21 protein-coding genes, 1 tRNA gene and 3 pseudogenes are annotated in these 22855 nt (G+C 49.5%); 11 read left to right on the forward strand and 14 right to left on the reverse strand.

The genetic code is table 11. The annotated features are described in order from the left end of the window. The first annotated feature begins 83 nt into the window (after window positions 1–83). Window positions 84–160: transfer RNA gene (locus tag G512_RS0114690), tRNA-Met, on the forward strand. 199 nt (window positions 161–359) lie between these two features. Next, window positions 360–3275 carry an NACHT domain-containing protein gene (locus G512_RS0114695; RefSeq protein ID WP_028482368.1) on the forward strand — a complete coding sequence of 972 codons (2916 nt, stop codon included), beginning with the start codon at window positions 360–362 and terminating at the stop codon, window positions 3273–3275. Between the two features lie 320 nt (window positions 3276–3595). On the opposite strand, the pseudogene G512_RS21320 reads toward G512_RS0114695, so the two are convergent. From G512_RS21320 to G512_RS0114720, 5 genes and pseudogenes are all read right to left on the reverse strand, one after another. Further along, window positions 3596–4938: pseudogene (locus G512_RS21320) on the reverse strand (peroxidase family protein); the annotation flags it as partial. Between the two features lie 66 nt (window positions 4939–5004). Beyond that, window positions 5005–5343 (reverse strand): annotated as a pseudogene (locus G512_RS23155) (type IV secretory system conjugative DNA transfer family protein); the annotation flags it as partial. 110 nt (window positions 5344–5453) lie between these two features. Beyond that, window positions 5454–6431 (reverse strand): annotated as a pseudogene (locus G512_RS23090) (VWA domain-containing protein); the annotation flags it as partial. Then, window positions 6382–7065, reverse strand: coding sequence for a hypothetical protein (locus tag G512_RS22730; protein ID WP_028482370.1), 684 nt, complete (start codon window positions 7063–7065; stop codon window positions 6382–6384). The pseudogene G512_RS23090 and the gene G512_RS22730, both read right to left, overlap by 50 nt. 5 nt (window positions 7066–7070) lie before the next feature. Continuing rightward, entirely contained in the window at window positions 7071–7679 is a 609-nt protein-coding gene (locus tag G512_RS0114720; RefSeq protein ID WP_143181431.1) for a hypothetical protein, read from the reverse strand. 133 nt (window positions 7680–7812) lie between these two features. On the opposite strand from G512_RS0114720, the gene G512_RS0114725 reads away from it, so the two are divergent. The 4 genes from G512_RS0114725 (at window position 7813) to G512_RS0114740 (ending at window position 10080) form a co-directional block, all read left to right on the forward strand. Further along, complete coding sequence (locus tag G512_RS0114725; protein WP_028482372.1) at window positions 7813–8400, forward strand: hypothetical protein; 588 nt, start codon at window positions 7813–7815, stop codon at window positions 8398–8400. Then, window positions 8397–8765: a hypothetical protein gene (locus tag G512_RS22645; RefSeq protein WP_155943662.1), complete on the forward strand. Its 369-nt coding sequence runs from the start codon at window positions 8397–8399 to the stop codon at window positions 8763–8765. Before G512_RS0114725 ends, G512_RS22645 begins: the two co-directional genes overlap by 4 nt. Before the next feature lie 170 nt (window positions 8766–8935). Beyond that, window positions 8936–9613: a hypothetical protein gene (locus G512_RS0114735; protein ID WP_028482373.1), complete on the forward strand. Its 678-nt coding sequence runs from the start codon at window positions 8936–8938 to the stop codon at window positions 9611–9613. After that, window positions 9610–10080, forward strand: coding sequence for a GIY-YIG nuclease family protein (locus G512_RS0114740; protein ID WP_028482374.1), 471 nt, complete (start codon window positions 9610–9612; stop codon window positions 10078–10080). Before G512_RS0114735 ends, G512_RS0114740 begins: the two co-directional genes overlap by 4 nt. A gap of 78 nt (window positions 10081–10158) precedes the next feature. Here G512_RS0114740 and G512_RS0114745 read toward each other — a convergent pair whose 3' ends face one another. The 3 genes from G512_RS0114745 to G512_RS0114755 form a co-directional block, all read right to left on the reverse strand. Continuing rightward, window positions 10159–12204 carry a hypothetical protein gene (locus G512_RS0114745; protein WP_036489865.1) on the reverse strand — a complete coding sequence of 682 codons (2046 nt, stop codon included), beginning with the start codon at window positions 12202–12204 and terminating at the stop codon, window positions 10159–10161. Between the two features lie 72 nt (window positions 12205–12276). Continuing rightward, window positions 12277–13539, reverse strand: a complete 1263-nt coding sequence (locus G512_RS0114750) for a type II toxin-antitoxin system HipA family toxin (RefSeq protein ID WP_322782962.1) — start codon at window positions 13537–13539, stop codon at window positions 12277–12279. A gap of 39 nt (window positions 13540–13578) precedes the next feature. After that, window positions 13579–13830, reverse strand: coding sequence for a helix-turn-helix domain-containing protein (locus G512_RS0114755; protein WP_028482377.1), 252 nt, complete (start codon window positions 13828–13830; stop codon window positions 13579–13581). A 504-nt stretch (window positions 13831–14334) separates the two neighbouring features. Here G512_RS0114755 and G512_RS0114765 point away from each other — a divergent pair. Together G512_RS0114765 and G512_RS0114770 are read left to right on the forward strand one after the other, a co-directional pair. Next, complete coding sequence (locus G512_RS0114765) at window positions 14335–14841, forward strand: antirestriction protein ArdA (RefSeq protein WP_028482379.1); 507 nt, start codon at window positions 14335–14337, stop codon at window positions 14839–14841. A 12-nt stretch (window positions 14842–14853) separates the two neighbouring features. After that, window positions 14854–15285, forward strand: coding sequence for a hypothetical protein (locus tag G512_RS0114770; protein ID WP_028482380.1), 432 nt, complete (start codon window positions 14854–14856; stop codon window positions 15283–15285). A 206-nt stretch (window positions 15286–15491) separates the two neighbouring features. On the opposite strand, the gene G512_RS0114775 is transcribed toward G512_RS0114770, so the two are convergent. Next, the gene (locus G512_RS0114775; protein ID WP_143181433.1) at window positions 15492–15686 is read right to left on the reverse strand and encodes a hypothetical protein; all 195 of its coding nucleotides are present in this window, start codon (window positions 15684–15686) and stop codon (window positions 15492–15494) included. 448 nt (window positions 15687–16134) lie between these two features. Between G512_RS0114775 and G512_RS0114780 the strand changes: the two genes are divergently transcribed. After that, window positions 16135–16356: a hypothetical protein gene (locus G512_RS0114780; RefSeq protein WP_028482382.1), complete on the forward strand. Its 222-nt coding sequence runs from the start codon at window positions 16135–16137 to the stop codon at window positions 16354–16356. 37 nt (window positions 16357–16393) lie between these two features. On the opposite strand, the gene G512_RS0114785 is transcribed toward G512_RS0114780, so the two are convergent. After that, window positions 16394–16732, reverse strand: a complete 339-nt coding sequence (locus G512_RS0114785; protein WP_028482383.1) for a hypothetical protein — start codon at window positions 16730–16732, stop codon at window positions 16394–16396. Between the two features lie 234 nt (window positions 16733–16966). Here G512_RS0114785 and G512_RS0114790 point away from each other — a divergent pair, with 234 nt between their 5' ends. Next, on the forward strand, window positions 16967–18859 hold the full coding sequence (locus G512_RS0114790) for a tail fiber domain-containing protein (RefSeq protein ID WP_162143388.1): 1893 nt from the start codon (window positions 16967–16969) through the stop codon (window positions 18857–18859). A gap of 1 nt (window position 18860) precedes the next feature. On the opposite strand, the gene G512_RS0114795 is transcribed toward G512_RS0114790, so the two are convergent. Then, on the reverse strand, window positions 18861–19463 hold the full coding sequence (locus G512_RS0114795) for a recombinase family protein (RefSeq protein WP_051269410.1): 603 nt from the start codon (window positions 19461–19463) through the stop codon (window positions 18861–18863). Window positions 19464–19624: 161 nt separating this feature from the next. Between G512_RS0114795 and G512_RS0114800 the strand changes: the two genes are divergently transcribed. Further along, the gene (locus G512_RS0114800; RefSeq protein WP_028482386.1) at window positions 19625–19966 is read left to right on the forward strand and encodes a hypothetical protein; all 342 of its coding nucleotides are present in this window, start codon (window positions 19625–19627) and stop codon (window positions 19964–19966) included. On the opposite strand, the gene G512_RS0114805 is transcribed toward G512_RS0114800, so the two are convergent. The 3 genes from G512_RS0114805 to G512_RS21325 form a co-directional block, all read right to left on the reverse strand. Beyond that, the gene (locus tag G512_RS0114805; RefSeq protein WP_028482387.1) at window positions 19963–20745 is read right to left on the reverse strand and encodes a hypothetical protein; all 783 of its coding nucleotides are present in this window, start codon (window positions 20743–20745) and stop codon (window positions 19963–19965) included. The two genes, G512_RS0114800 and G512_RS0114805, sit on opposite strands and share 4 nt — an antisense overlap. Window positions 20746–20843: 98 nt before the next feature. Next, entirely contained in the window at window positions 20844–22169 is a 1326-nt protein-coding gene (locus G512_RS0114810) for a relaxase/mobilization nuclease domain-containing protein (protein ID WP_028482388.1), read from the reverse strand. Next, window positions 22166–22543 (reverse strand): hypothetical protein, encoded by a 378-nt coding sequence (locus tag G512_RS21325; RefSeq protein ID WP_036489866.1) that lies wholly within the window; start codon window positions 22541–22543, stop codon window positions 22166–22168. The genes G512_RS0114810 and G512_RS21325 overlap by 4 nt, the downstream gene beginning before the upstream one ends. Window positions 22544–22855 lie beyond the last annotated feature (312 nt).

A 22855-nucleotide genomic window follows, 5' to 3' on the forward strand; every position in this document is an offset into this window, starting at 1 on the left:
GTCCGAGGACGGGCAAACCATAAGAATACCGGGCCAGGCAAGCGGCCCACTGGGCACCAACCAAGCCCAAAACACAAGCTTAGCGCGGGGTGGAGCAGCCCGGTAGCTCGTCAGGCTCATAACCTGAAGGTCGTAGGTTCAAATCCTACCCCCGCAACCAAAATTAAACCCGCCAACTCATCGAGTTGGCGGGTTTTTTCGTCTTAGAGTTTGTGAACCCTCAATTCAGATAAACAGCCATTGAATTTTTTGTGAAATAACCTTTGAATTGTTTTTGATTCAATTTTCGCAGATAAATTGTGCTGATAGTATTTGGGTTAATATATTCTCTAAATTTTCTTAGATCTTGCGGAGATTTTATGTGCGCACTAGAGACCGCTGCGGCGATTGGGACGATTGCAAGCTTTTCATTAAACTTTTACGATAGGTTCAGTCAGCGTTTTGTTTTACCGATGCGAATGAAAAGGGCTCTCGGCAATCGCGACGATGCTCCTAAAGCTACTTATATTGAGGATTCGTTAGAAAGAGCGCTTGGGTCTGCTGGCTTGCTAACAAATGCGGCATCGCTTGTTCTAGGTGATCTTTCTAATTCCGGCTTATTGGATCTTCTTATCCCATTGTTTGGCTCTGACTTGGATAAAGGGCCTTCAGTAACTCTGATAGAGTATATGTACATATCAAGAGGCGGTTGTGTAACAGATTCACACGAGTTCGCGGAGAAGCTAGTAGCCTGTTTGTCCGAGGCATTTAAATATGAGGTTGAGAAATCTTATAGTGATTTGCCGGTGCCAATGAGGAAAGATCTACGTCGGAATTTCATCGACGCATCTCGCAAGGCAGAAACAACAATACTAAGTGTTACTCAAAATCTAAAGGATAGTGACGGCGAGTGGCTGCCTGGGGCGAACGTTAATCCAGTCAAAATTGCGTCGCTAATTGAAAAGTATACTAGTCCGCTAAAATTATATGTAGCCTCAGCTGTAGAGGCTCTTAATTCCTCAGACATTCACGGCGCTTCCGGCGATGTAGTCCAAGTCGAACTAGATAGCATTTACGTAGATGTTCCCGTGAATGAAATATTCAGGAAAGGGAACTTTGTAAAGTATCGGGATCTCCGAAAATACTTACCCCGAAATGAAATTGCATCGAGTTGGTCTGAGACTTATGCGCGGATTGAGAATACGGTTTTACTAGGTGATCCTGGAGGCGGTAAGAGCACCCTCTCGAAGAAAATGTGCTTAGAGTGCGGGCGTAAATTTCTATCTGGAGATACGAGTTTACCGCTATTTATTCAATTAAGAACCTATATAGCTAGAGCTGTAGATGATGAGAACCTAAGTCTAACAGATTTCATCTTAGATCACATCAGAGCAGCAATAGTCGATCCTGACGAGGATTATCCTATTGATTCTTTGATTATATATCACCTGAGAATTGGTGCGGCCTTTGTGGTTTTTGATGGGTTGGACGAGGTTCTAACGTCTTCCAACCGAGCACGTGTAGTGGGAGAAATTCGGAAATTCGTTCGCGAGTTCCGGTTTGTAAAGGTTCTAGTCACATCTAGATATGTCGGTTACGAGTCTAATCCGCTGAGCGGTTTTACCCACCTCGGTATTGAGGACCTCAACAGCAACGCAATTTCTCAAATTTACAGAAACGTCTCAAGCTCAGTACTATCCAAATCTGAGAAAGAAATCGAAGAAAAGCATGATGATTTTATTCGAGATGCGAAAAGAAAAGCAGCGGAGTTAATAAGAAGTCCTCTTTTGCTCACTTTGATTGTGATTGTTTACAACAAGAAGGTTGAGATTCCTGACAACCGTGCTTCACTATATTCGTTTTGTGCTGAATTGCTGTTTGATCGTTGGGATGGTTATCGCGCCATTACGCCGGATTTGCCCGAGAGATATCGATTGTTTGATCTTTTTAAGCACCTATCAGCGATTTTGTATGAGCGTGAAGAGTATGGAGGCAGGATAAGTAAGCAAGATCTAATCGAAGAATCGAGAGATTTTTTCAGAAAAGACTATATCGACAACAGAGAAGGAAAGTCGGCCCAGGCTTCTAAATTAATGGTTGGACACCTAACCGGTAGAGCATGGATTTTGCACGAAGTCGGGGAGGACATATTTGAATTCACTCATAGGACTTTTTTGGAGTTCTTTTATGCGAAATACTTAGAATCGAAATTTGAAGGCACAAATGATCTAGCCTGCGAGTGTCTGAAGCACGTGACGCATGGGGCGCGTGCAGTTCCTTCTCATTTAGCGCTGCAGCTAAGGAGCAAGGATAAGCGTGATGCCGCTTCAAGGATAGTGGATGAGTTGGCGCGAAAACTGGAAGCGGAGCAACGTAATTACGAGCTAGTTGGATTTTGTGCGGATTCTATAGAATACCTGCTACCTCATGCCGAGAATATGTCCAATTTTGTAGGTGTGCTCGCTCCTCAGATTTTTTATTTTTGTCATCCTAACCAAATTGAAAAGGTTTTGTGTACAGAGACGCCATTAAGAACAACAGTTATTAAGAGTGCTTTCGATTCTATAAAAAGTATTAGTACTGTTGATGAGATGAGAAGCTGTCGAAGAGCGCTCCATGTTCTTAGTTCAAAGAGAATAGAAAAAGTAGATCTCGGATCAGATGGGTGCGTAGACTTGATTAAGACTTTGTTTGAGCAAACCTATTCAAAACAAGCTTCCTCTCCGTATTTGTGTAAAATGGCATTTGACTTCGATGCTCGTGTAAATTGGAAAGCTATGAAGCGCTTTGGACAGCGTGTTTGGTTTTCGAAGTCTGATGTTGATTTGATGCTTGGAGCCCAGGTCGACACCTGTCATATGGTTTCAGAAGCCTCAAACTTTTTGCGTAGTGCCGATTACAAAGGTGGGAAATACTTGACCTTTGCAATGAGTATCCAACAAACATTCGATATGAGAAAAGTAACGAAAAACTATTTCTCACCTCCAATGTACAAGAACGTGGCTGACGTTGATATTTGCTATGATCCAGACAGCTGGCGGGAAGATCGTTCGGCGTTGGAGGTTTTTGCATTTTGTTTGTGGGCGTATGTAGTTATTAATGGAAGGCTTTTGAATAAAAACAGTCAGTTGCATAGGCTGAGAGTTGTATTCGAGAACTTGATTGTCGCTCTCGAGAATGTGGGTTCAGACAAAGCTCCAGAATATCGCGAATGGATAGATGGTTCAGGAAAATATGCTGACTGCGATATCTTTTTGCGAAAAGAGTTGAGTGGGTTTTGGCAGTTGGCAGAATAGCAAGTTTGTCTTTTAGTCCGCGGCGCAATCGGCTTTTGGGATTTAGAAACACACTCCATAAACCTAAAGGTGCTTTTTCTGGGTTTGCTCCGCGTACTTTTCTGTAATCATTGATGTAATCGCGTTTTGTGGCTGTATGAAAGCCACTGAAGCTGTTTGTTCAACCCATCGTGATGTTCGAGCGGTTCTGTATGAGAGGTTGGGCGACGCGCGATTGAGGAGGTTAGTCTTCTGTATGCGGCCCAGGCATCTTGACGCTACCAGCAAAAAAGCCTGCCCTGGTGTAGGGCAGGCCGGTCTCTTGATGAGTTTGTTTTGAGTTAGTTCAAGAGGTCAAAACGGTCCGCATTCATGACCTTGGTCCAGGCGGCGACAAAGTCCTTCACGAACTTTTCTTTGTTGTCATCTTGCGCGTAGACCTCGGCATAGGAGCGCAGGATGGAATTGGAGCCGAACACCAGATCCACTCGGCTTGCCGTCACTTGGCCGCGCCGCTCTTCCGGTCACGGATCTCATAGGTGGTGCCGTCAACCGGAACCCATGAGTTGGCCATGTCGGTCAAGTTGACGAAAAAGTCCGTTGTCAGCGCGCCAACCTTGTCGGTAAACACCCCATGCTTGGTGCCGGCGTGGTTGGTCCCCATGACACGCATGCCGCCCACAAGGACCGTCATTTCTTTTGCTGTCAGGCCCATGAGCTGGGTGCGATCGAGCAAAAGCTCTTCGGCGCTCACGGCATAGTCTTTTTTCAGCCAGTTGCGGTAGCCATCATGGATGGGTTCCAGAACAGGAAAGCTCTCAACATCGGTCTGTTCCTGTGTGGCGTCGCCGCGCCCGGGATGGAACGGAACTTCAACGTCAAAGCCAGCCGCCTTGGCCGCTTGTTCGACACCGACATTGCCTGCCAGCACGATCACGTCAGCCACGCTGGCACCGGTGTCGACGGCAATGCCTTCCAGGACGGAAAGAACACGGTCCAACCGGTCTGGCTCGTTGCCCTCCCAATCCTTTTGGGGCGCGAGACGTAGACGGGCACCATTGGCGCCGCCCCGCATGTCAGAGCCGCGGTAGGTACGGGCACTGTCCCAAGCGGTGCACACCATATCCCGCAAAGACAGGCCGCTTGCGGCGATCTTCTGCTTCACAGCTGCCACGTCATAAGAGGTGTTACCTGCTGGAATCGGGTCTTGCCAGATAAGGTCTTCTTTGGGAACATATGGACCAATGTAGCGTGCCTTGGGGCCCATGTCGCGGTGGGTGAGCTTGAACCAGGCACGGGCAAAGGTCTCAGACAACAGATCCGGGTTCTCATAGAACTTCTTGGAGATCTCACGATAGATCGGGTCCTTGATCATCGCCATGTCTGCATCAGTCATCATTGGGCTCAAGCGGATGGAAGGGTCTTCCACGTCGACCGGCTTGTCTTCCTCCTTGATGTTGATCGGATGCCAGATCCACGCTCCTGCCGGGCTCTTCGTCAGCTCCCTGTCGTAGGTGAACAGCAGATAGAAGTAGCCGTTGTCCCACTTGGTCGGATGTGTGGTCCATGCACCTTCAATACCGCTTGAAACGGTATCGCGGCCAATCCCACGGCTGCCGGTGTTGGTCCAGCCCAAACCCTGATCGAAGACATCGTCCGCTTCTGGCTCTGGGCCCAACTTGCTGCAAACGCAGTCATAGGGATCGATAATGTGCACGTCTTGTCCGAGGACATCGCGGCGATAGAGCGCTGTGATGAGGGCAAGTTCACCGTCCTTAATGTCGAGGACAACAGTTGATCCAGGGTGGCCAAGCAGGCGAGGAATTGCGCCCGAAACACCTTTGCCGCCGCGCGTGGGCGCAACAATAAGCTGGTGACGTGCTCCGCCATATGTGACAGGCATCGCGCCATAGTCGGAAAATTCGGATGGGAGATATCCAAGCAGGTGATGCGAATTCGGGCCATATCCACGAGATACAAGGTGGGCGGATCCGCCCACCTTGCCGACCCATGCTGATGGATATCTGAAACCCACTCCTGTGCGTTTCGATAATCGCTCATGGGTCTGGACATCGCTGTTTGAGGGCATTGGCGCAGCTTGAGCACAGTCTGTTTGCGGTAGGCTTTGCTCACCACATCGAAATACTGACCAAGAGTGCTCGCAACATCGCCCGTATGCTGTAGGTAATTATCAGCGATCCCCTTGAGCCAGCGATCTTCGCGGGAACCCAGGAAATACACAAAGGTAGGTGCGCCGCCTTTATTGGCAAGCACCTGCGTTCCCATGTTCTTGTTGTCCGTGACCGCGCCGTCCGTGAGAATGATGACCGCCTTCTGATGGTTCTGGCGGGACGTGTCATTGAGCCACGTATAGCTGGTGTTCAGCGCAGGAAACAGATTGGTGCTGCCGCCGATAGTCATCTTGTCCAAATCGAAGTTCGAAGGCTGGCAGAGTTTGGTTCCCAGCCCCTCCGTCTCATCGAAACTGGTGGTATCCGCAAATGCCCCGACCGAGCAGGTTGCCGTGTCCGGCAGGTTGTCAATAAAGGACAACGCGGATTTGCGAACATCGTCCATTACGGTGCTCATCGATCCGGAACGATCCAGAAGGATGACGAACGTCATCGGGAAGGTTTTCGGTTCCACCTCAATGATCGTGCGCTCGAAACACAAGGCTTTACCCGCCGTCGTATAGGCGGCAAACCGCTCAAGCGGAGGGACGACAATACGCCCCTGATGATCTTTGAATAGCCCGGCGACAACTAGGCCAGAAGGCGTTTTCTGCACTTTGGTAATTTCCGCCGTGCCGCCTGACCATCCGATAACAAGGTCATGTTGCGCATCAATCGCGTAGCCACGCTTAATCGAAATGCCAAGCCCATCTTTGATGTCGATGGATTTGACCATTTCTAGGACGCGTGCCGATGGAACAAGGCTAGGATCGGTTCGAACGTTCAAAGTGACGCTGGCTGAAAAATCGAGCATCCGCTTCAGATCAAACTGAACCGTTGGCGCCTTTTCGACCTGTGGGATGATCTGGATTTTCGCCTCGGCAGGCGAGAAAACCAGTAAGGACTGGATGATGGCCGAAGCCATCACCCTTTTCATGCTGGAGGAACGTTTCATATCAGCGGCCCTCCAGAATTTTGCCGTTTGCTGCGCGCGTGCGCGCAGCATCCATAAGATCGAATTCAATTTCGCCCTTCTTTGCACGCCGAAGAATGCCCGCCTTTTGAAGGTAGTTAAGGTAGACTGCGTCCTGATCGGCATGGACGTTCAACAGCGTGATCTGACTGGCCTTCTTCGCCAGTTCAGCGAGCGCCAATTTCTTTGGCGCAGGTTGAGGCAACTTGATCGTTGTGTCGCCTTCATCGCAGGGGAAACTTGCGTTGATCATTGGGCCGATGCCGATAAGGCGAATTTCGTCCGGCATTGTGATCCTTGTCGTCAACTCAACCTGCTCCCAGGCCAAAACCAGATCCGAGCAGGTGTCCTTAAACTTGATGAGTTCAAGAACCGCGTGTCCCTGTTCGTAGAGCTGGGCGGGCGTTCCAGACCAAGTGACCTCGGTTGGATTCGCCGAGAGCACAATATGGATCAATGCATGTCTGGTAGCGCGGCGACGACGGAACTTGACCAGTTCGCCAAGCAGGTAATTGATCGACGTTTCGGCTGCCTTGCGATCCGTAACGACGCCACCGTTTTCGACGACCAGAAAGATGGCAATTTCATTTCGTTCTTTTGCCGTCGCGGTATTCGGCATGATGCCAAACACGGAGACCACCAGAGCGACGAGTGCTTTCTTCAACATGCTGCTTACCTCGCCAACTTGGTTTTCAAGGAATAGGCCGCACGCACGGCCAAAAGCCCAAGCACGGTGTTCACGATGGCAACGAGCGCAGCGACGAAGACGCCGAGCCCCTGATTGTTTGCAAGGAACTCCATCATCGGGTTCGTATCGGTGGTCTGGAAGGGGCCGCCAACAGACTGACGGGCAATCAGTGTGTAGAGATTGACCGTTTCGAGCGCGAAGACCAGGCCATACACACCAAGGGCAAGGATCGCGTAGATCTTGTTGGTCGGATCGGCAAGCCAAGCTTTGGGATCGCGATAGATGCCGCGACTGATCACCTCCGACCAGATTGCCATCGGCACGGCAATGCTGAAGACAGCCAGCAAAAACGCGAGCAAATGCGAGACGGTCATCTCGTCATCGATCCCGCAAAAGATGCCGCCGGCACCTGGCAGATCGCACAGATACACGTTCGACATCATTCCCATCGTTTCGGAGTAGGTTCCGAACAACAAGACCAACATGCAGCCTTTAAGGCAACCTGTGCCGACCAATGCGGCGATCTCCGCAATCGGCGCACCACCCGGCATCGGCGGCGGCTGCATGTGGAAGGGTTTTCTGGAGTTTGGCATGACACCATCCTTGTTGAAGCGCCCGCTCTCTTATTCGGCGGGAACTTCGGGATGGTGTTCTTAGCGTTGAGAAAGCGCTCCCTTTTCTCGACCTGCACTTGTCGATGAATTGGGAACAAATTAGGAAAGTTGTATGCCTAATTCGATACGGGAAATGCGTAGACGCGCACCACTACACTATGAAGCGAAGGCCGACAACGCGCGGGTCGTTGCAAGAATTATACTAGATACGAGCGATGCAGCGCAGGCGCAAGCCGCAAGTTCAATCGGCTATACCGGAAGCACCGGAATTGCATTACGCGAATCTTTTCTCAGGGAATGTTCGATAGCGCTTGAGCTTGTTGTGAAGGCTGTAATCGCCCAGAAAATTGAAATGAAGCGCTCCAATAAGAAGGTGACAACTGTCCCGTCCTCCCACGATCTGGTGATGCTGTGGGCAACTGCCGGGTTGCCGGAATTGTCTTTGGAAGATCGTGAAACGCTGGTGATAGCTAGACGTGTTCTAAATTGGGCAGGACGCTACGCTGCACCAAAAAATGATGAACGAGAAGACAAACTGTATTCGGAGGAAAGGCGGTACCTCAAAGACGAACCACGACCTGGCGAGCTTCGAATTAAGAAGCTACGGAGCATCGATTGGGATCAGTTTGACCGTCTTTACAAAATTGCATTTGAAGCGTTTTGGTCCCTCAGGTCAGAGGCAAATCCCGAGCTTTCGTGACTGATGCTATTGAGCATGGCAGCAGAGTTAAGCGTGAAGGCAAGATGTGGCTTGTAGTACAAACCAATCTTGGCAAAGGGGGCGCGGCGCCCCCCGTTTGCATTCCCCCAGCCATTGGCTCTTTCAGGGCATTGAACCCATTTCAGAGCCAGCAGAACGTATCGCCGTTCCATCACTCGCAGGCGTTTGGCCGCTGCACTACCACTTGGGAAGGGGCCTCCAAGCTCCCCCAAGACCCCCATGGCAATTTCATTGAGACCAACCCTGCGCGGATTGGATCACGCCACCGTCTTGTCGGTGGATCACGCGCAGGAGATTTCGCTCTCCCTGCACCCATCGATCAGGAGGCTATCGCGCCGCCCTGAACCCACTCGCAGGACTTGGAGACTTGCCTCTCCACCTGCACCGAACCATGCACAAACGACTGGCCGATTGACCACCATTCAAGGGAGCTTTCCAGCTCTCCTAAAAAACCCATGGGGTGAAATGCAATCATTTGTTGCTAGTTTGTTTTCCAATTGGATATTCTTGATGCATGCATGAAGCTCTAAGAGATATTCCGGATCGAATTCTTAACTATGCGATGGGTGCTTTGACCCAAGCAAACCATCACGCTGTCTTTTTTGACCCCGGAAACGAACACTGGGGCTTTATGTCCGTTGTAAATACTGCGCATGCTGGAGAGTTGTTTTTAAAAGCAATAATTGCAAAAGCACACCCATTACTCATATTCAAAGACTTTTTTAGCTTGGATAGTGGGCAACAAAATATGGATTTCAACGAACTTGTGCGTAGGGGGAAAACCCACGATTTTGATAAATTGCCAAAAGTATTGTGGGCCGCTACAGGTGAGAGAATTCCAAATATTGAAATATTCAATGACCTACGCGAAACTAGAAACGCTATTCAGCATTTTTGCGCTAGCGAAAATGACACGCGTTTCCGAAGACTCTCGTTGGATTTCATATATTCTGTGATCGATCCGCTCATAAACAAGCACTTCGACCTACACGCTATCGAGTTCCACGAAGATCATAGCGTTGGGTATGACCATGTAGTTGGCTGCCTGCTACGTCATGAAATTCGGTTTTCTGTTCCGGAGGACTTCGAAATTCATGAAATAGACCTTCATGAAGAGCTGAAGGGGGCTTCTGCTGAGTACAAAAATTGGTTCGCAAATGAAATGGCGAAGTGTAGCGGAATTTCGTTATGAGCAATTTCGGTAATTTTCAAGCTAGTGAAAGCCTGAGTCGATTTGGGGTTATTCCAACCGACCCAGGATTTATTTATGTGATTGCTGCCTACAAGAAAATTAAGGTCGGCAGGTCTGTCGCTCCCAAAAAGAGGATAAAGGAAGCGAAAACTTGGCTGCCCGACGCTGAAATAATTGGCGTAAAGCCTTTTTGGAACCACACGGCTTTGGAGCGTGCGCTTCATGTTGGACTTGCGCAATTCTGGCATGATAAAGAATGGTACGACTTTAAAGATGACGATTTTTATGAGTATTTTATTGATGAAATCAAAGCATTCTCGGATGAGAATATCAATTCAAATTCAATAAACTTTATTTATATGATGAATGGTACAGGTATGGCGGAGTTTACTCTTGAGGAAAGTGCCTCTTCTATTTCTAAGCGAAAATTTTTGAAGGAAAATAGCCAAAATTTTCGCGAAGACTAGCTGATATGCGGTTGATAGCTTTTCGTGCTGTAGGGAATGTCGCATAGGAGGCAGGTTTGCTCCAAAAATTTCAAACGGCTACGAACGTTTTAGCCCGGCAGCGAATAGCGTAGCTTCATTTCTTGCCCAAGCGTCATTCACAAGATCCTGCCATTGGATCACTTCGATTGATCCATTTACATCTCCGCTAAGGCTCATGAAGCGTCCTTGTCCGTTTGCAGACTTTGGCCAAGTGGAAAGTTGATCTTTTAGATCTCCGACGATATCGGCCACGACATAGCAATAAAAAACACAATCGTTAGAGATGCGAATGCGCTCACTATTGAAGCCTTCGATTTCCTCCCCGCGTAGCTCATTGATATATTTGGTGATTTGATAATGTATCTGATCGCTAGAACCATAGTTTCTTCGCCCAGGTTTCTTGAATTCCACGATCATGACTTTGTCGAGAGGGCGTGATGTGTCGACCTTTTCTCCACCAAAATTCGGATCAGCAACTCCCAGCCCGCTCGCAAAATCCCATACAATGAGGTCTGCCCTGTCCGGGTTCTCGGAGCCTATTAGTAAATCATCAAATCGCTTGTCTGAAGAAAATGCACGGGTGAAGGCAAGCCGTTCATCCAGAATCCAAAGATCATGAGCACGGGAACGTTTTTCAGAAGGGTTGTTTCCCTGCACATGCATTGGAACGATAAAGGAGTGAAGGGTTTTTTCGAGATGAAAGTCGTTCTTTTTGCCATCAATTTGACGAACTCGCCTTAGCAAGTTGTCCATGAGTTCCAATACGAGTTTTCGTCTGACAACATGCTGGGCTAACGCAAGTCTTTCTGAATTCTGGAGTTCTGAAACGGTTTTTTCTAGAGTATCTTCGAAAGAACTCGGTATCTCATCATTCTTTTCGAGTAACTCAATAGCTTTTTCCATCGCAGACTGGCGTTCTTCGTCTCTACGAATTTGGTATTTTACCAGTCCGGTTGCGAACTCTTCAGCAGAATTAGCGTGATAGGGAACCCGTGAAAGCTGCGTTTCGGCATCATCGAACCCGTAGATAGGATGCCTAGTTACAAAGTTTTCGTAGTTACCCTTGCGTTTTGTTTCATACTGTTCTTTTTGCTGTGCTAGGACGTCATTTCTTACACGTTCAACGCACCTTCTGGATATTTCATTCAATATCTTTTCGGGGATGTTAAACGCTGTTCGCCCCTCATTTACACGGTCATCAAAATACTCGCTTGTAACGCAGCCATGGAAAAACAAATCATCACGTTCGCCAATATTTACGGCTGGGAAGCCAATCAGACTGTCAACTTTCCTAGATTCAACGGTTCTCCCGTTTGCTAAAAGGTGAAGCTGATGATTGCCATCAAGGCCAGTACTGGCTTCTTTGTCGCAGGCAAAGCCCTTTACGCTAAATTTCCCGTAACCATCGATTTCAAATTCACCTGTGTTTAGTTCTTTGGCGATCACGAGTTTCGATGTTTCGGAAGGGTATTGTGTAATGTCGCCATCTAGATTTACTTGGACGGCAGGTCCGCTTCCAACTAAAAAATCAGCAATAAAATGGGCGCTAAAGTATCTAAGAAAGGTCGGCTTCTGTTTCGGAAAACGATCTTGATAACTCGTTCCTCGGAGTCCTTCACAGATGATGGTCGTGCCGCGCTCTGTACGCCCAACATAGCCACTTTCAAGCTCTTCTTCTACAATTTGCTCATCATTTCCAAGAACGAACCGAAAGCACCGTCGCTTAAGTTCACCACCCTCAAAATATAGGCTTTCAACGCTCACTTTTTGAAACGCATCAAGCCAAAATAATCGACCAACCCCTTTGCCACCCTTTTTTACTTTGTAGTCTGTATCGATAGTTTGAAACGCCTCGTATCGTTCATCATCGAGACCTACGCCATTGTCTGATACCTCGACACGAAATCTTGTTGGTTTGGACAGGTTTGTGATATTGACCAGCACCGAACCAGAAGTTTTTCTTTCTTGTCCTTCGTTTCGATCTTCAATTGCATAGAATGCATTGCTAATGGCCTCAAAAAGAGGCTGCAGAGCTTGAGACGCATTGGCTGGTTTAGGTAGTTTTCGTACCCGGTTTTCGATGTTTGGTATTAGTTTTGGCAAATTTGACTCTCTCGAAATACAATTAGAAATAGCATTGCAATTTTATTTGATGTTGTCACTCTGAATTTTCTATTAGTCTAATCGTTTAAGTCTGTCCGAAATTGCCCCTTGAACTGAGTCTATCAAAGCAGCCGGAAATCCCTTCGGAAGTTCCTTTATCGTTTTTTCAATGGCCTTTGGAACGTCCTGATGAAGTTCATCGAATAGGCTTCCTACGGCATCCTTTGACAAGCCTGCTTCGACACCCGTTTCGAGAATATGCCGCCCGTAAATGTTCTCGATCTTGTAATGATTGGATTTGCCAAAGCGCATGGCCAGCTTGAAATCTTTCCGCTGGATCTGGCCTTGATCATAAGTTGGCTGCACCGTTAGCACGTCGTAAAGCGGCGTCATGCGGAAGCGGCCGCCAGGCATAAGTGCAATACTGAAATTCTTCGCATGGCCATCTGTCGCGCCCATCAGCCAGAACAGAATATTTGCTTTGAAAAAGTCCAGCCGATCTTGCGTCGGCTCATCACTCCCGCGCAGTCTGTCGATGATTTCAACGATGCCGGGGCCGCCTTCATTTTGATATTTTCTTGTCGGTGGGATTGAAAGTACCTGACAGCAGTCTTCTTGCGGCAGGCGGATCAGACGGCCATCCTTCGCCCAGCGACGATCAAACCTCTCGATAACAAGAGCTTTGCGTTTTCCGAACGTCGCCATTTCGACATTGGCTGTGCGTAAGCCAAATGCCTCAAGGAGTTTCAGGCACAGATATTCGTTTTCAACGCTGTCCGATAAATCCATGCCGTTCGGCAGCTTGCCTATCTGCGGCTTGATGATGTGTGTTGTTGGCGTTGTTCCCGATGGCTCAATCCATTGGCCTTCATGGTAGAGCAGCGCGGTTTTTTCCTGCGCACCCGCGATGGAAATCCTGAAATCTCTCTCTTTACGGATACCCAGAGGCGCAACATCGAGGTCGTTTAGCATCTCTTCGATTTGCTTGTCGCTGACAGGTTCTCCGCTCAGATTGCTGGTCGCTTGCGGTTCTTCTCCTTCCGGTAAGAATTGCAACGCGCCGATGCAGTCACGTCCAATTTCCGAAAGCATACTGTAAGCATCTGTGCCCTGGGCACCGACGCGTTCGGCAACGCGTTTTCGGATGTCGTCGTTGTCTGGAAGCAGGTTGTCGAATACGGCCATCACGGGTGCGCCGACATACCGATCCTTGCGAAGGGGCAAGGAAAGGGAAACGGGCATAGTACTTTCCCAAGCCAGCCAAGTCTTGTCATATGCGAAGCTGATGGCGCCCGTGCTTTCACGCGTAAGCGTGCCAACATGGCGCGTATTCATGAAAACGCTCAAGGGTTGATAGCTTCTCCGGCGTCCCATCTAAAACAGCGCGTCCATAGAGGACGGCACACCCTTACTGCGGGGTTGTACCTGGATCTCAAGATCCAAAGCCGCAAGCACGTCAAAAAGCGTTTCCATCTTGGTGCTCGCTACGCCGTTTTCTATCTTGGAAATGGTTTCCTGCCACAGGCCGCTTCTTGAGGCGAGTTCTGTTTGAGAGAGCCTGCGTTCCTTTCGTGCTTCACGAATGGCGTGGCCTATATCTTTTGGTGTTCGTGCTAACTGTTTCATATGTCGACTCCTTTTTTAACTATGATCTTTAAATCATAAAGAGTCAATATGATTTACGGCTCATATGGGGTTATTATGACGCGTAGATCATAAAGAATAAATATGATCTGGGGGTCATAGAGTTGAGTTGAAAGGCAACTGACTGAGTTAAATGTGACTCACGCTTTGAACTCAATCGTGACACCTTCGCGCGACTCAAAAATCGCAAGCCCATTTCCAGGGCGTCCGGGCGGGCTGTCGTGAACCGAGCCTGAAGTCTCGGCCATTCGGCTTCCATCCCTGACGCATGTGCATTGAGCTGCTTTGCAGCGCTTTTCCGAGTGATCGGGGAAGCCAAGAGGCTTTGCCTCTTTCTCCCCGCAAGGAAAATAGACACTGGCCGTGGCTCGGCTTTGCCTGCGCCCGCACCACCCAGCATCGATTTTCCTTGTCCCCTCCCATCTCCATCCTCGGCCGGAAGCAGGGTTGCATGAACAACCCACTTTTGATTTGGAGGATTTATCAATGACTTATCTTTTTGCTCAGCCCTACGACATTTCGGCGCAAGGCTTCTATTTTTCTGATTTTGAAGACTATCAAACCAAGGCTGCCAAGGCCGTAAACAGCTATGGGCAGCGCGTGGAAGAATTCGAGATTCAGTTTATCGATGGCGATGACATCGATTGCGAACTCGCCAAAGCCTACGGCATCAATCAGGCCAATCTGAAAAGCTATTTTAGTGCCGTTGACGAACTGGACGACGACGAAAAGAAAACGGTGATTTTGGCCGTGGGTGAATGCGGCTACGACATTGAGCGTGTCTTGGGGCATATCGGCGGTGTGGATCTAGACATCTACTATGTGTCCAGCATGCGCGAACTAGCCGAGCAGTTTGTCGAAGAAGGCCTGTTCGGTGAGATCCCCGAACGCCTGCAATACTACCTCGATTATGATGCAATCGCCCGTGACCTGTCGGTGGATTACACCGAGACAGTCATCGCTGGTGAAACCCTCATCTATCGCTGCGCGTAAGGGGAGGGGATTATGACACAGACCGAAATCTTTAAAACAGAATTGGAGTGCGGAGGATATAGCGCCGGACATCCTTGGTATTATCTGCTCGGCGGCAAGCGCCCGACTTTGAAGCAAATCAGCGCCTATGCCGAGCGTTTTGAAAAGCGAGGATACAGGGCAGAAGAAATCGACGCAGCGCACAGATTGCCCGAGCCAAAACGCACGCAAGTTCTATTAAAGATCCGCGCTGAAATCATGGAAGGACTGCGCAGGGACATGAGCGGTTATCGCGAAGCCGTAAGGAACCTATCGGCCTATAGGAAAAACCACCAACCCGAAGCCAGCCCAAAAATCTGCGATGATGCGCATGTCGCGATGAGCCTGAAATTCTCCCACCTTTTGAATGATTTCATCCATCTGCAGAAGCTGGATTCAGTGCCCTCGCAGCTCGATCTATTTTGATTGGTAGGAAGGGCAAGTCTCTTGCCCTTCTGCCCCATGGCGAATGTGGGGGGGCGCGGGAAAGCGAATGAGCGCAAGGGGATGGTGCGGGCGCAAGGCTCCGCCTGAGCCTCGGTTCCCCTTGTCCCGCAGCGGGGCAAAGCCCCTAGAAATTTTTGAGCCGATTTTGGCCGTGTGATCGGCAAAAATCGGCTCGCCCGTCTCCGCTAAGGTGCAGGAGACGGGATCTGGCTGCGCCAGTTCAATTCGGCCTCGATAGCCGCCAGCGTGGCGCGGATTGCAGGTAAATCCGCAGGATCGATCTGCGGGCAGGTCAATGCGCGGAAAAGCAGCTTTTGCAATCCATACAGCGCCTGATCACTGAGCCTTCTAAGTTCATCTCGTCTAATCCATCCATTCATTTGAGCCTCCGTTTCGCATCTGACCCAGACCATCCGGGTCGTCTTGCTGATCGGAAGTCGCATGCGGCTGTTCGGCGATAACACCCATCAGGGGCGCAACATTCGTGGAGCAGGAAGGGCGTCAGCCATCCTTGTCATCAAGCAGGGCAGACCATGCCAGAACCGAAAAAAGCCATAGACCCGCGTGATCGCAGGGACAGCAGAAAACGGTGCGTTGAAGTTTGGATAGGCGTTGGTGAAACGTATTCGAAGCGCCAGTGATCCGCCGTTGGATCGGCAAAGGCATGTCTTTTACGCAAATCGTCCTGAGCCGAACGTGGGCTGCCGTCAAGTGCCTGCCCGCGCCAGTTCGCTATCGCTCACCCGTGTTGGACATGACCGCGAGCCCTCATCCGTCCGGTCTATCGGAGCGGCGTAGACAAGCCAAACCGAACCAAAGGAGGAAATCATGGTTAACAATCAAAACGAAAACCAAACCAATCAACAATCCCAGAACGCACCGGACTTTCTGGCCTGGCACGTCATCGACAAAGGTGAAAAGTCGTTCTGGAACAAAGTCGGCGCCGCCTGGAAACACAAGGACGACAAGGGCTTTACGATCCAGCTTGAAGTCGTCCCCATCAATGGCCGCATCGTCATGCGCAGACCGATGGACGATCCGCGCAACTAAAACCGGATCAGGAGCGCCAAACGGCGCTCCGCTCCCTTCAATCCTCTATTTCTTCAAGCGGGCAGATGTCAGGCCAGCTCACATACGCGTCAAATTCCAGCGTGCGTAGAAAACGCTCACTGATCGCCGCGTTCACAAGCTCCTCATATTCGCAGAACAGCCGAACCAGCGAATAGAATTGATAACTCCGCAGATCGCCCGCCTGCATATAGTCCTGCGCGATATCTTGAGCCAAATACAGGCCGAGTGTGCCAGCGGCAGCATAATTCCCGCTTTGCCGCGCAAGCTTGGCGTTGATTGCCGCCAAATCCATCAAGAATTCGGCCTCTTCCCTGATATCCGCAATCAAAAAGCGGTAGCGCTCTTCTCCGTCCATGCCTGTCTCCTGCCATGTGTTTTGTTGCAAAAACACTGGCAAGGGAGCGGTGCATGTGCTTGCCCGCCGTGGGATCTGTCAGGATGAATTCAGGAAAATAAGATGCGGATCACAGTAAAATTAAGTTATTCAAAGTATTTATACAATAAATCAAGTGTATTATTGTTTATTTAAGAAATATTTGAGACAATTCAATAGTATTGCGTGATTTTTTGTTATTTTATGGGGTCGGATATGAGATTACTTGCTTTTTTTATTGTATTTGGATTCGCTGCATTCCTTTCATCGCAGCAAGCTTACGCTGATTGTGTGAACCCGCCGGGCAAAGAAAGCAAGATCATCTATAACCGCGACCATAAGGCGATGCAGTTCTGTAACGGCACAGCATGGACCGGTATGGCGGGTGGTTCTTCTTCCATCATGGAAGGCGATACGATGGTTGAGGGGTGGCCGGATGCTATTGCCTGTACAACCACGTCCGGAACCCTCAGTGGGCAGAGTTTTATTCTTTATAACTCTTTTGAGAACGCAGGTTCGACTTATCGAGCTTACGTTTCAGCGCAAAATAATAGCAACCCACCAAAATACGTAAGGCTAACCATCAACAACGACGGAAGTTTTGGTGGCCTGTTGGAAATACAAGTTTCAACATCCTCAACTGCGATAACAGGTTCGTGTACAAACAAATCAATCTCGGAACTCTACGAAGATGGCCAAGCCTTTAACTTCGTTGGTGGTGGTGTTGTTGGTGGTGCTGGTGGAGCGGATACGCTGGCGGGGTTGAGCTGTTCGGACGGGCAGATGGTTGTCTATGACGATGCAAGCTCGGCTTGGGTCTGCGTGGATGTGAGCGCATCCGGCGCGGCGGACAATCTCGGCGATCACACTGCAACGCAGGATCTAGACCTCGCCACCCATGAAATCCTAAACGTGTCGGGCATCGCCGTTTCACCCGTCGCAGGAGCAGGAAAGCCCAACAATTTCGAAAACCCCAGCCTCTGGACGCAATCCGGCTCCGATATCTACGTCACAGGCGGCAATGTCGGGATCGGGACGGCGAGTCCTGCTGACACCTTACATGTCCACTCAATTGGTGCGACGGGCTTAAAGCACAGCCGAAATGGAATACCGACACAATTTATGCAGCGAGTTTCTAACAACGGTTCCGTGGACACTCTGATTACATCGGTCGATGGAAACGATAACGCAGGGATAGCGATCGACGAGAACGGCAATGTCGGGATTGGGACGACGAGTCCTACAGCGAAGCTGCATTTTGCTAATGATGTGGCTGGTGCTGGTGATGCCAACATGATTCAATTGTACAATGATAACGGTGGTATAATTTATGGGTTCGGCATGCAGAGCGGGGGTTTAAGCTATAGGGGCGGTGCCCACATTTTTTATTCAGCAGATGCGAGCACCGAATACATGCGCATAGCTAACTCAGGCAATCTCGGGCTCGGGACGATATCGCCCAAAGAGGAACTTCATATCAAAGGGAATGCTGCTTTGCTCGTCCTTGAAGGTACAGATCATGCTTATATGGAGTTTTTTCCAGATACTTACGCTGGTGGTCGGAAAGCTTATGTCGGATTTGGAGGTACAGGTGAAAATTTTACAATTGGGAATGAAGAAGCAACCGGAAGTATTATTCTAAACACATCAGCGGCCGGAACTGAATTTCTAGTTTCAGATTCGGGTAACACAGGGGTCGGGGTTAGTAGTCCATCCTACAAGCTTCATGTAGGTGGCCAAGTCGCGGGTAACGCCGCCTACGTCAACACGTCCGATGCGCGGTTGAAGAAGGATGTCGCGGATATTTCTTATGGCATTTCCGACGTCATGAAATTGCGCCCTGTCACCTTCTATTGGAAGGATCAAGATGCGGACTGGCAGCAAGGCCGTAAGGTTGGTTTGATCGCCCAAGAAGTTGAGAAAATCGCGCCTGAAGTTGTTTCTACCGCTGATGATGAAATGAAGACCAAGAGCATCGCCTACGGCGATCTCGTCCCGCTCCTCATCAAGTCTGTGCAGGAGCAACAAGCGATGATCGAGAAGCTTGAAGCGGCCAATGATAATCTCACTCAGAAAGTCGATGCTTTAGAGAAAGCCGCCGATCAATAATTCAATTCTGTAATTCCAACCGCGCAAAGGCGCGGCTCAGTGTCATGGTGGACACGCCGAAACGTTCCGCCGTCTGTTTGCGTGTCTTTCCTAACTGGTGGATTGATGCATGCGCATAAGCCACTTGCTGCGGGTTTAGGCTGAAAGGTCGGCCAATCTGCTTGCCGCGCTTTCTGGCGGCTTCCATCCCTGCAATCGTGTTTTCGACGATGACGTCGCGCTGAAACTCGGCGAAGGCAGAGAACATGTGAAAAATGAATTTCCCGCCCGGCGTCGTTGTGTTGATGAATTCCGCGATGGAGCAAAAATGAATGTCTTCGCGGTGAAATCGCACCAGTAAGTCCGAAAGGTGCAGCACAGAGCGCCCTAGGCGATCCAGCTTTAAGACCACCACGGAATCCCCCGCCTTCAATTCCTTCAACATATCGTCCAGGCCAGGGCGGCTGGACTTCGCGCCCGATACGCCGTGATCGGTGAAAATCAAGTCACAATCGACCGCCTTGAGCGCGTCCATTTGCATCCTAAGCTTTTGATCAAACGTGGAAACACGGGCGTAGCCGATCTTGCGACCAGTGCATTCAATTCTTGGCCAAATGTCGCTCATAACAGCCTCCCAACATGGACAAAAGGGAAACCTTTTGTGAGGTTGGCTGGCGTGCCCGAAATCGGCACATGGGGGAACTCAAAAACGCAGAAACGCGCTCTTTCTTGCTGCAATTTTTCCATATTTCTTATCCATTATAGTAATAACAAAAACCTTCCCTTATGTTTGCTTTAAATCGCTTGTTTGTTGCAAGCTTTATCGCAGTATCTCTCTTGTTCTGCATGCGTGGGTATGCAGCAGAAGAATTTACCTCCGAAGAATTTCTTAAATGGGATGAAGATATACGTAGGTCGTATATTCAAACTACGATGATTACCGCCAATCTAATCGCTCAAGACAACGATGTAGACCAATCCAAATGTATTATCGACTGGTACAATGCAGATAGGCGCGAAAGAGAAGACCTAATATATGGATTGATGGAAAAGCACTCGCAGTTTCATCCAGTTGCAGTAATTATCGCTGTTTTTGAAAAGCAATGTGGTTCATTCAAATATCGTTAGAACAGATTGAGTTTTGAAACAGCGATTTCTTGATCAGGCGCTTTTTCATGCGTTGTGCTGGCATTGGAGATAGCGGTATCAATTGACTTGGTTCTATTATTTAGTTGTTCTAGCCGACCCATGTCGGACTTTTCTTCATCACGAAGTTCCTGAATTTCCTCGTGATCAAGTGGATCATGACTATCTTCTAGCTTCTCACGTCTCTCACCATTTCGAAGGGAAATGGTATCAGCTTCATCGCTTATTTCGATTAGTTCTGTGCGGTTCTGGGTGAGCGAAAGATAATGTTCAAGTGGAGGCCGATCATTCCAATCATAACCTTCCACAATTGCCGGATCGATCAATTCACCGTCGGTACTGTAAACCTCACCAGCCTTGTTCATAAAAATCTTGCGACCATCTGGGAGGGTAATGGCTTGATCGAGTGTGTCGGCAATCTTTTTGTCCAGCTTTGCCATGACACGATCAATTTGGTTTTGGAGATCCGTCACCTTGGCTTGAGTAGCGCGGTTTTCATCAAGAGCCGCTTTGTGAACCTTGGCATACTCAGGATCGTTGAGAAGCAGAATATCAAGCGCGGATAGCTTGGCTGTTGAAGCCTTCTTGCCTGAATGGGTGCTTTGATTGTCTTCAAATGCTTCGCGGCTCAAAAACCGCTGAATGCGCCCTGTCACATTGCCGTGGAGTTCGTTGTTATAGTCATCGCGATCTTGCTGCAAAGCTCGTTCTTTCTGCGCTTTGGCGATTACATTAAACTCTTCCGTATGGGTCAGTGACAAAGCAAATACCTTAAAAAAATCAATTATCTAATTATGCATACATTTTACCACGTCGGGGGGCTGAATTGCAAAGTTTTAGCTGGTTTCTTGCGCATGGCTTATAGCTCTGGCTCAAGATCGTCGTTGTCGCGGTACAGGCCGCGCCTACGTTGTGTTTGACGCTGATTGTCTGCCTGAGTGTTGAAATCCGTTTCGAGGCTTTGTTGCCGCTCCGCCCGTTGTTCCATTTGGGCAGCGATTTCACGGTGCAGTTCGGTGCGTTCAATTTGCTGTTGCTGTTTTAACCGCTGCCGCGTTCTCTGGACCGCTGATCGTTCTTCAAGGTGTTTGACGATCTGGTGCTCTTTTTCGGCTTCATCGCGCTTGAGGGCTTCCCAAGCCTCATATGCGTTCTGATGGCGGATCTTCGCGTACTTGCCTGTCAAGCGGCTCCAAATGCCACCAAGTCCATTGGGAAGGCGTTCAGAACGTATTTTGGTTTCTTTGTCCCAGCGTTCTTGATGGTGTTGGTTCAGAGCTTGCCGTTCCTGGCGTTGACGCTGTTTGATTTGATTTAGTTTCTGATCCAGCGGTTCTTTTTGACGAGCGTGTTTTGCATCCATGTCGTCCGAGAGACTTTGCAACTTCTCCGACCAGCGTGCGTTGACCAGCTTTTTTGCCTCTTCGACGCTCTGCAAGTCCTTGGGTGTACCGAGCTTGCCGTTTAGCACCTTGGATTTGATACCAATGGCACGGGAGAGCGAGTAAACTTCGCCTCGGACATCGACGGCGACGAAGCCGCGACGATCACCTCGGGCAAGATAGTAGCCATAGCTTTCTAACGCGCCTTTGAAGGCTTCTTTGGAATCCGAGCCTTGCCAGCAATCACGCAACACGGCTTTGATTATACGCGGATCTTGTTTGGTACGCTGGGCTTGTTGCCATTCGCTCAAATCGAATGACAATGGGTTTTTCGCAGAGCGATCAAGAATGCCATGCGGAACGTCCCAATTGTGTTCAAGAAACAGGTCGCGTGACAAATCCATTAGCCGATTTTTGAAATACGGCATCGGCACAGCCTTCATTTCCTCACTATCGATGCGGCTCCAGACAACATGACAGTGGCGGCGGCCTTCTTTCTCGTGAAAAACCACGGCTCGAGGGCAATTTTCCAAACCGAGCCCGGCTTCGATCCGGTCTACCGCCTCTTCGAATGTCTCTACAGGTACAGTCTCTTGAGCAGGCGGGTTTAGGCTAAGGGAGAACAGGTGCTTTGTGCACCGTGTTCCTTTCGCAAGACATTCAGCTTCAATCAGTGCGTCAGTTAAATCTTCACTGGCGAAACCGCGTACCTCGTGAACCTCAGCATGTTCGTTGTCGGTACCATTGAGTAAATGGGTAGCCAATTCGCGTGCGCTGCCTCTGACGGAGCCCTTCAGGATCATTCGACACCTCCTGGCTCCGTGCCAAGTGCCTTTAGCAGTTCAGTGCGGATTTCTTCGATGGCCTCGCAAGCCTCGATAATTGATTGCTCTGTGTCTGGCGTGACAGGCAATGATCCTGTGTTCACCGCTCTAGCGAGTTGGTTCACATTGCTGGAAAGTCGGGATTGGCCGAGCGCACCCAGAACGCGCCCGAGGGCAACGTGATCTTTGACGGGGTGTTTTCCGCGAGTTTTACGCGGGGTTGCGTCCTTGCCAAAGACCTGTTTGCGGATATATGCGCCGAGCGGCATTCCAGCAGCTTGCTTTTCGAGTTTTGCCCTCTCTTCAAAAGTCAGGCGAAGTGAGAACGGAACGTTTATCAGTGTTTTAGCCATAGCGAGCCATTTCCGGCTCCCGTATGGCGGCGAAAACAACTCTCCTAACAAAATCAACATGCTAGGAGGCGTTACGCCATGCCGAGAGATTGGTTGCAAGTACAAGTAGGCCTAGACGGTTGCGTGCCCCCGCAACCAAACACAAAAGCCTCGCATCTTCGCGGGGCTTTTTGCGTTTTAAAGACCCATAAAATCCCACAGACAGCACCCGCACACCGCTACCCCATCTCCAGAAGGCCGGGCAGCAAAGAAAGCCCCGGGCAAGGACGTCTGTGCCCAGACATGACGGCCAGCAATGCGCATAAACAGGGG

The sequence above is a fragment of the Pseudovibrio exalbescens DSM 16456 genome, from assembly GCF_000422785.1.
Lineage (GTDB): Bacteria > Pseudomonadota > Alphaproteobacteria > Rhizobiales > Stappiaceae > Pseudovibrio > Pseudovibrio exalbescens.

Bases quoted from the DNA above. Each gene is read 5' to 3' on its own strand.
- G512_RS0114775 (WP_143181433.1), bottom strand. From the start codon at position 15,686: ATGAATGGATGGATTAGACGAGATGAACTTAGAAGGCTCAGTGATCAG.
- G512_RS0114770 (WP_028482380.1), top strand. From the start codon at position 14,854: ATGACACAGACCGAAATCTTTAAAACAGAATTGGAGTGCGGAGGATAT.
- G512_RS0114765 (WP_028482379.1), top strand. From the start codon at position 14,335: ATGACTTATCTTTTTGCTCAGCCCTACGACATTTCGGCGCAAGGCTTC.
- G512_RS0114790 (WP_162143388.1), top strand. From the start codon at position 16,967: ATGAGATTACTTGCTTTTTTTATTGTATTTGGATTCGCTGCATTCCTT.
- G512_RS0114695 (WP_028482368.1), top strand. From the start codon at position 360: ATGTGCGCACTAGAGACCGCTGCGGCGATTGGGACGATTGCAAGCTTT.
- G512_RS0114725 (WP_028482372.1), top strand. From the start codon at position 7,813: ATGCCTAATTCGATACGGGAAATGCGTAGACGCGCACCACTACACTAT.
- G512_RS0114785 (WP_028482383.1), bottom strand. From the start codon at position 16,732: ATGGACGGAGAAGAGCGCTACCGCTTTTTGATTGCGGATATCAGGGAA.
- G512_RS0114780 (WP_028482382.1), top strand. From the start codon at position 16,135: ATGGTTAACAATCAAAACGAAAACCAAACCAATCAACAATCCCAGAAC.
- G512_RS0114800 (WP_028482386.1), top strand. From the start codon at position 19,625: ATGTTTGCTTTAAATCGCTTGTTTGTTGCAAGCTTTATCGCAGTATCT.
- G512_RS0114750 (WP_322782962.1), bottom strand. From the start codon at position 13,539: ATGAATACGCGCCATGTTGGCACGCTTACGCGTGAAAGCACGGGCGCC.
- G512_RS0114755 (WP_028482377.1), bottom strand. From the start codon at position 13,830: ATGAAACAGTTAGCACGAACACCAAAAGATATAGGCCACGCCATTCGT.
- G512_RS0114810 (WP_028482388.1), bottom strand. From the start codon at position 22,169: ATGATCCTGAAGGGCTCCGTCAGAGGCAGCGCACGCGAATTGGCTACC.
- G512_RS0114795 (WP_051269410.1), bottom strand. From the start codon at position 19,463: ATGAGCGACATTTGGCCAAGAATTGAATGCACTGGTCGCAAGATCGGC.
- G512_RS0114740 (WP_028482374.1), top strand. From the start codon at position 9,610: ATGAGCAATTTCGGTAATTTTCAAGCTAGTGAAAGCCTGAGTCGATTT.
- G512_RS0114735 (WP_028482373.1), top strand. From the start codon at position 8,936: ATGCATGAAGCTCTAAGAGATATTCCGGATCGAATTCTTAACTATGCG.
- G512_RS0114720 (WP_143181431.1), bottom strand. From the start codon at position 7,679: ATGCCAAACTCCAGAAAACCCTTCCACATGCAGCCGCCGCCGATGCCG.
- G512_RS22730 (WP_028482370.1), bottom strand. From the start codon at position 7,065: ATGTTGAAGAAAGCACTCGTCGCTCTGGTGGTCTCCGTGTTTGGCATC.
- G512_RS21325 (WP_036489866.1), bottom strand. From the start codon at position 22,543: ATGGCTAAAACACTGATAAACGTTCCGTTCTCACTTCGCCTGACTTTT.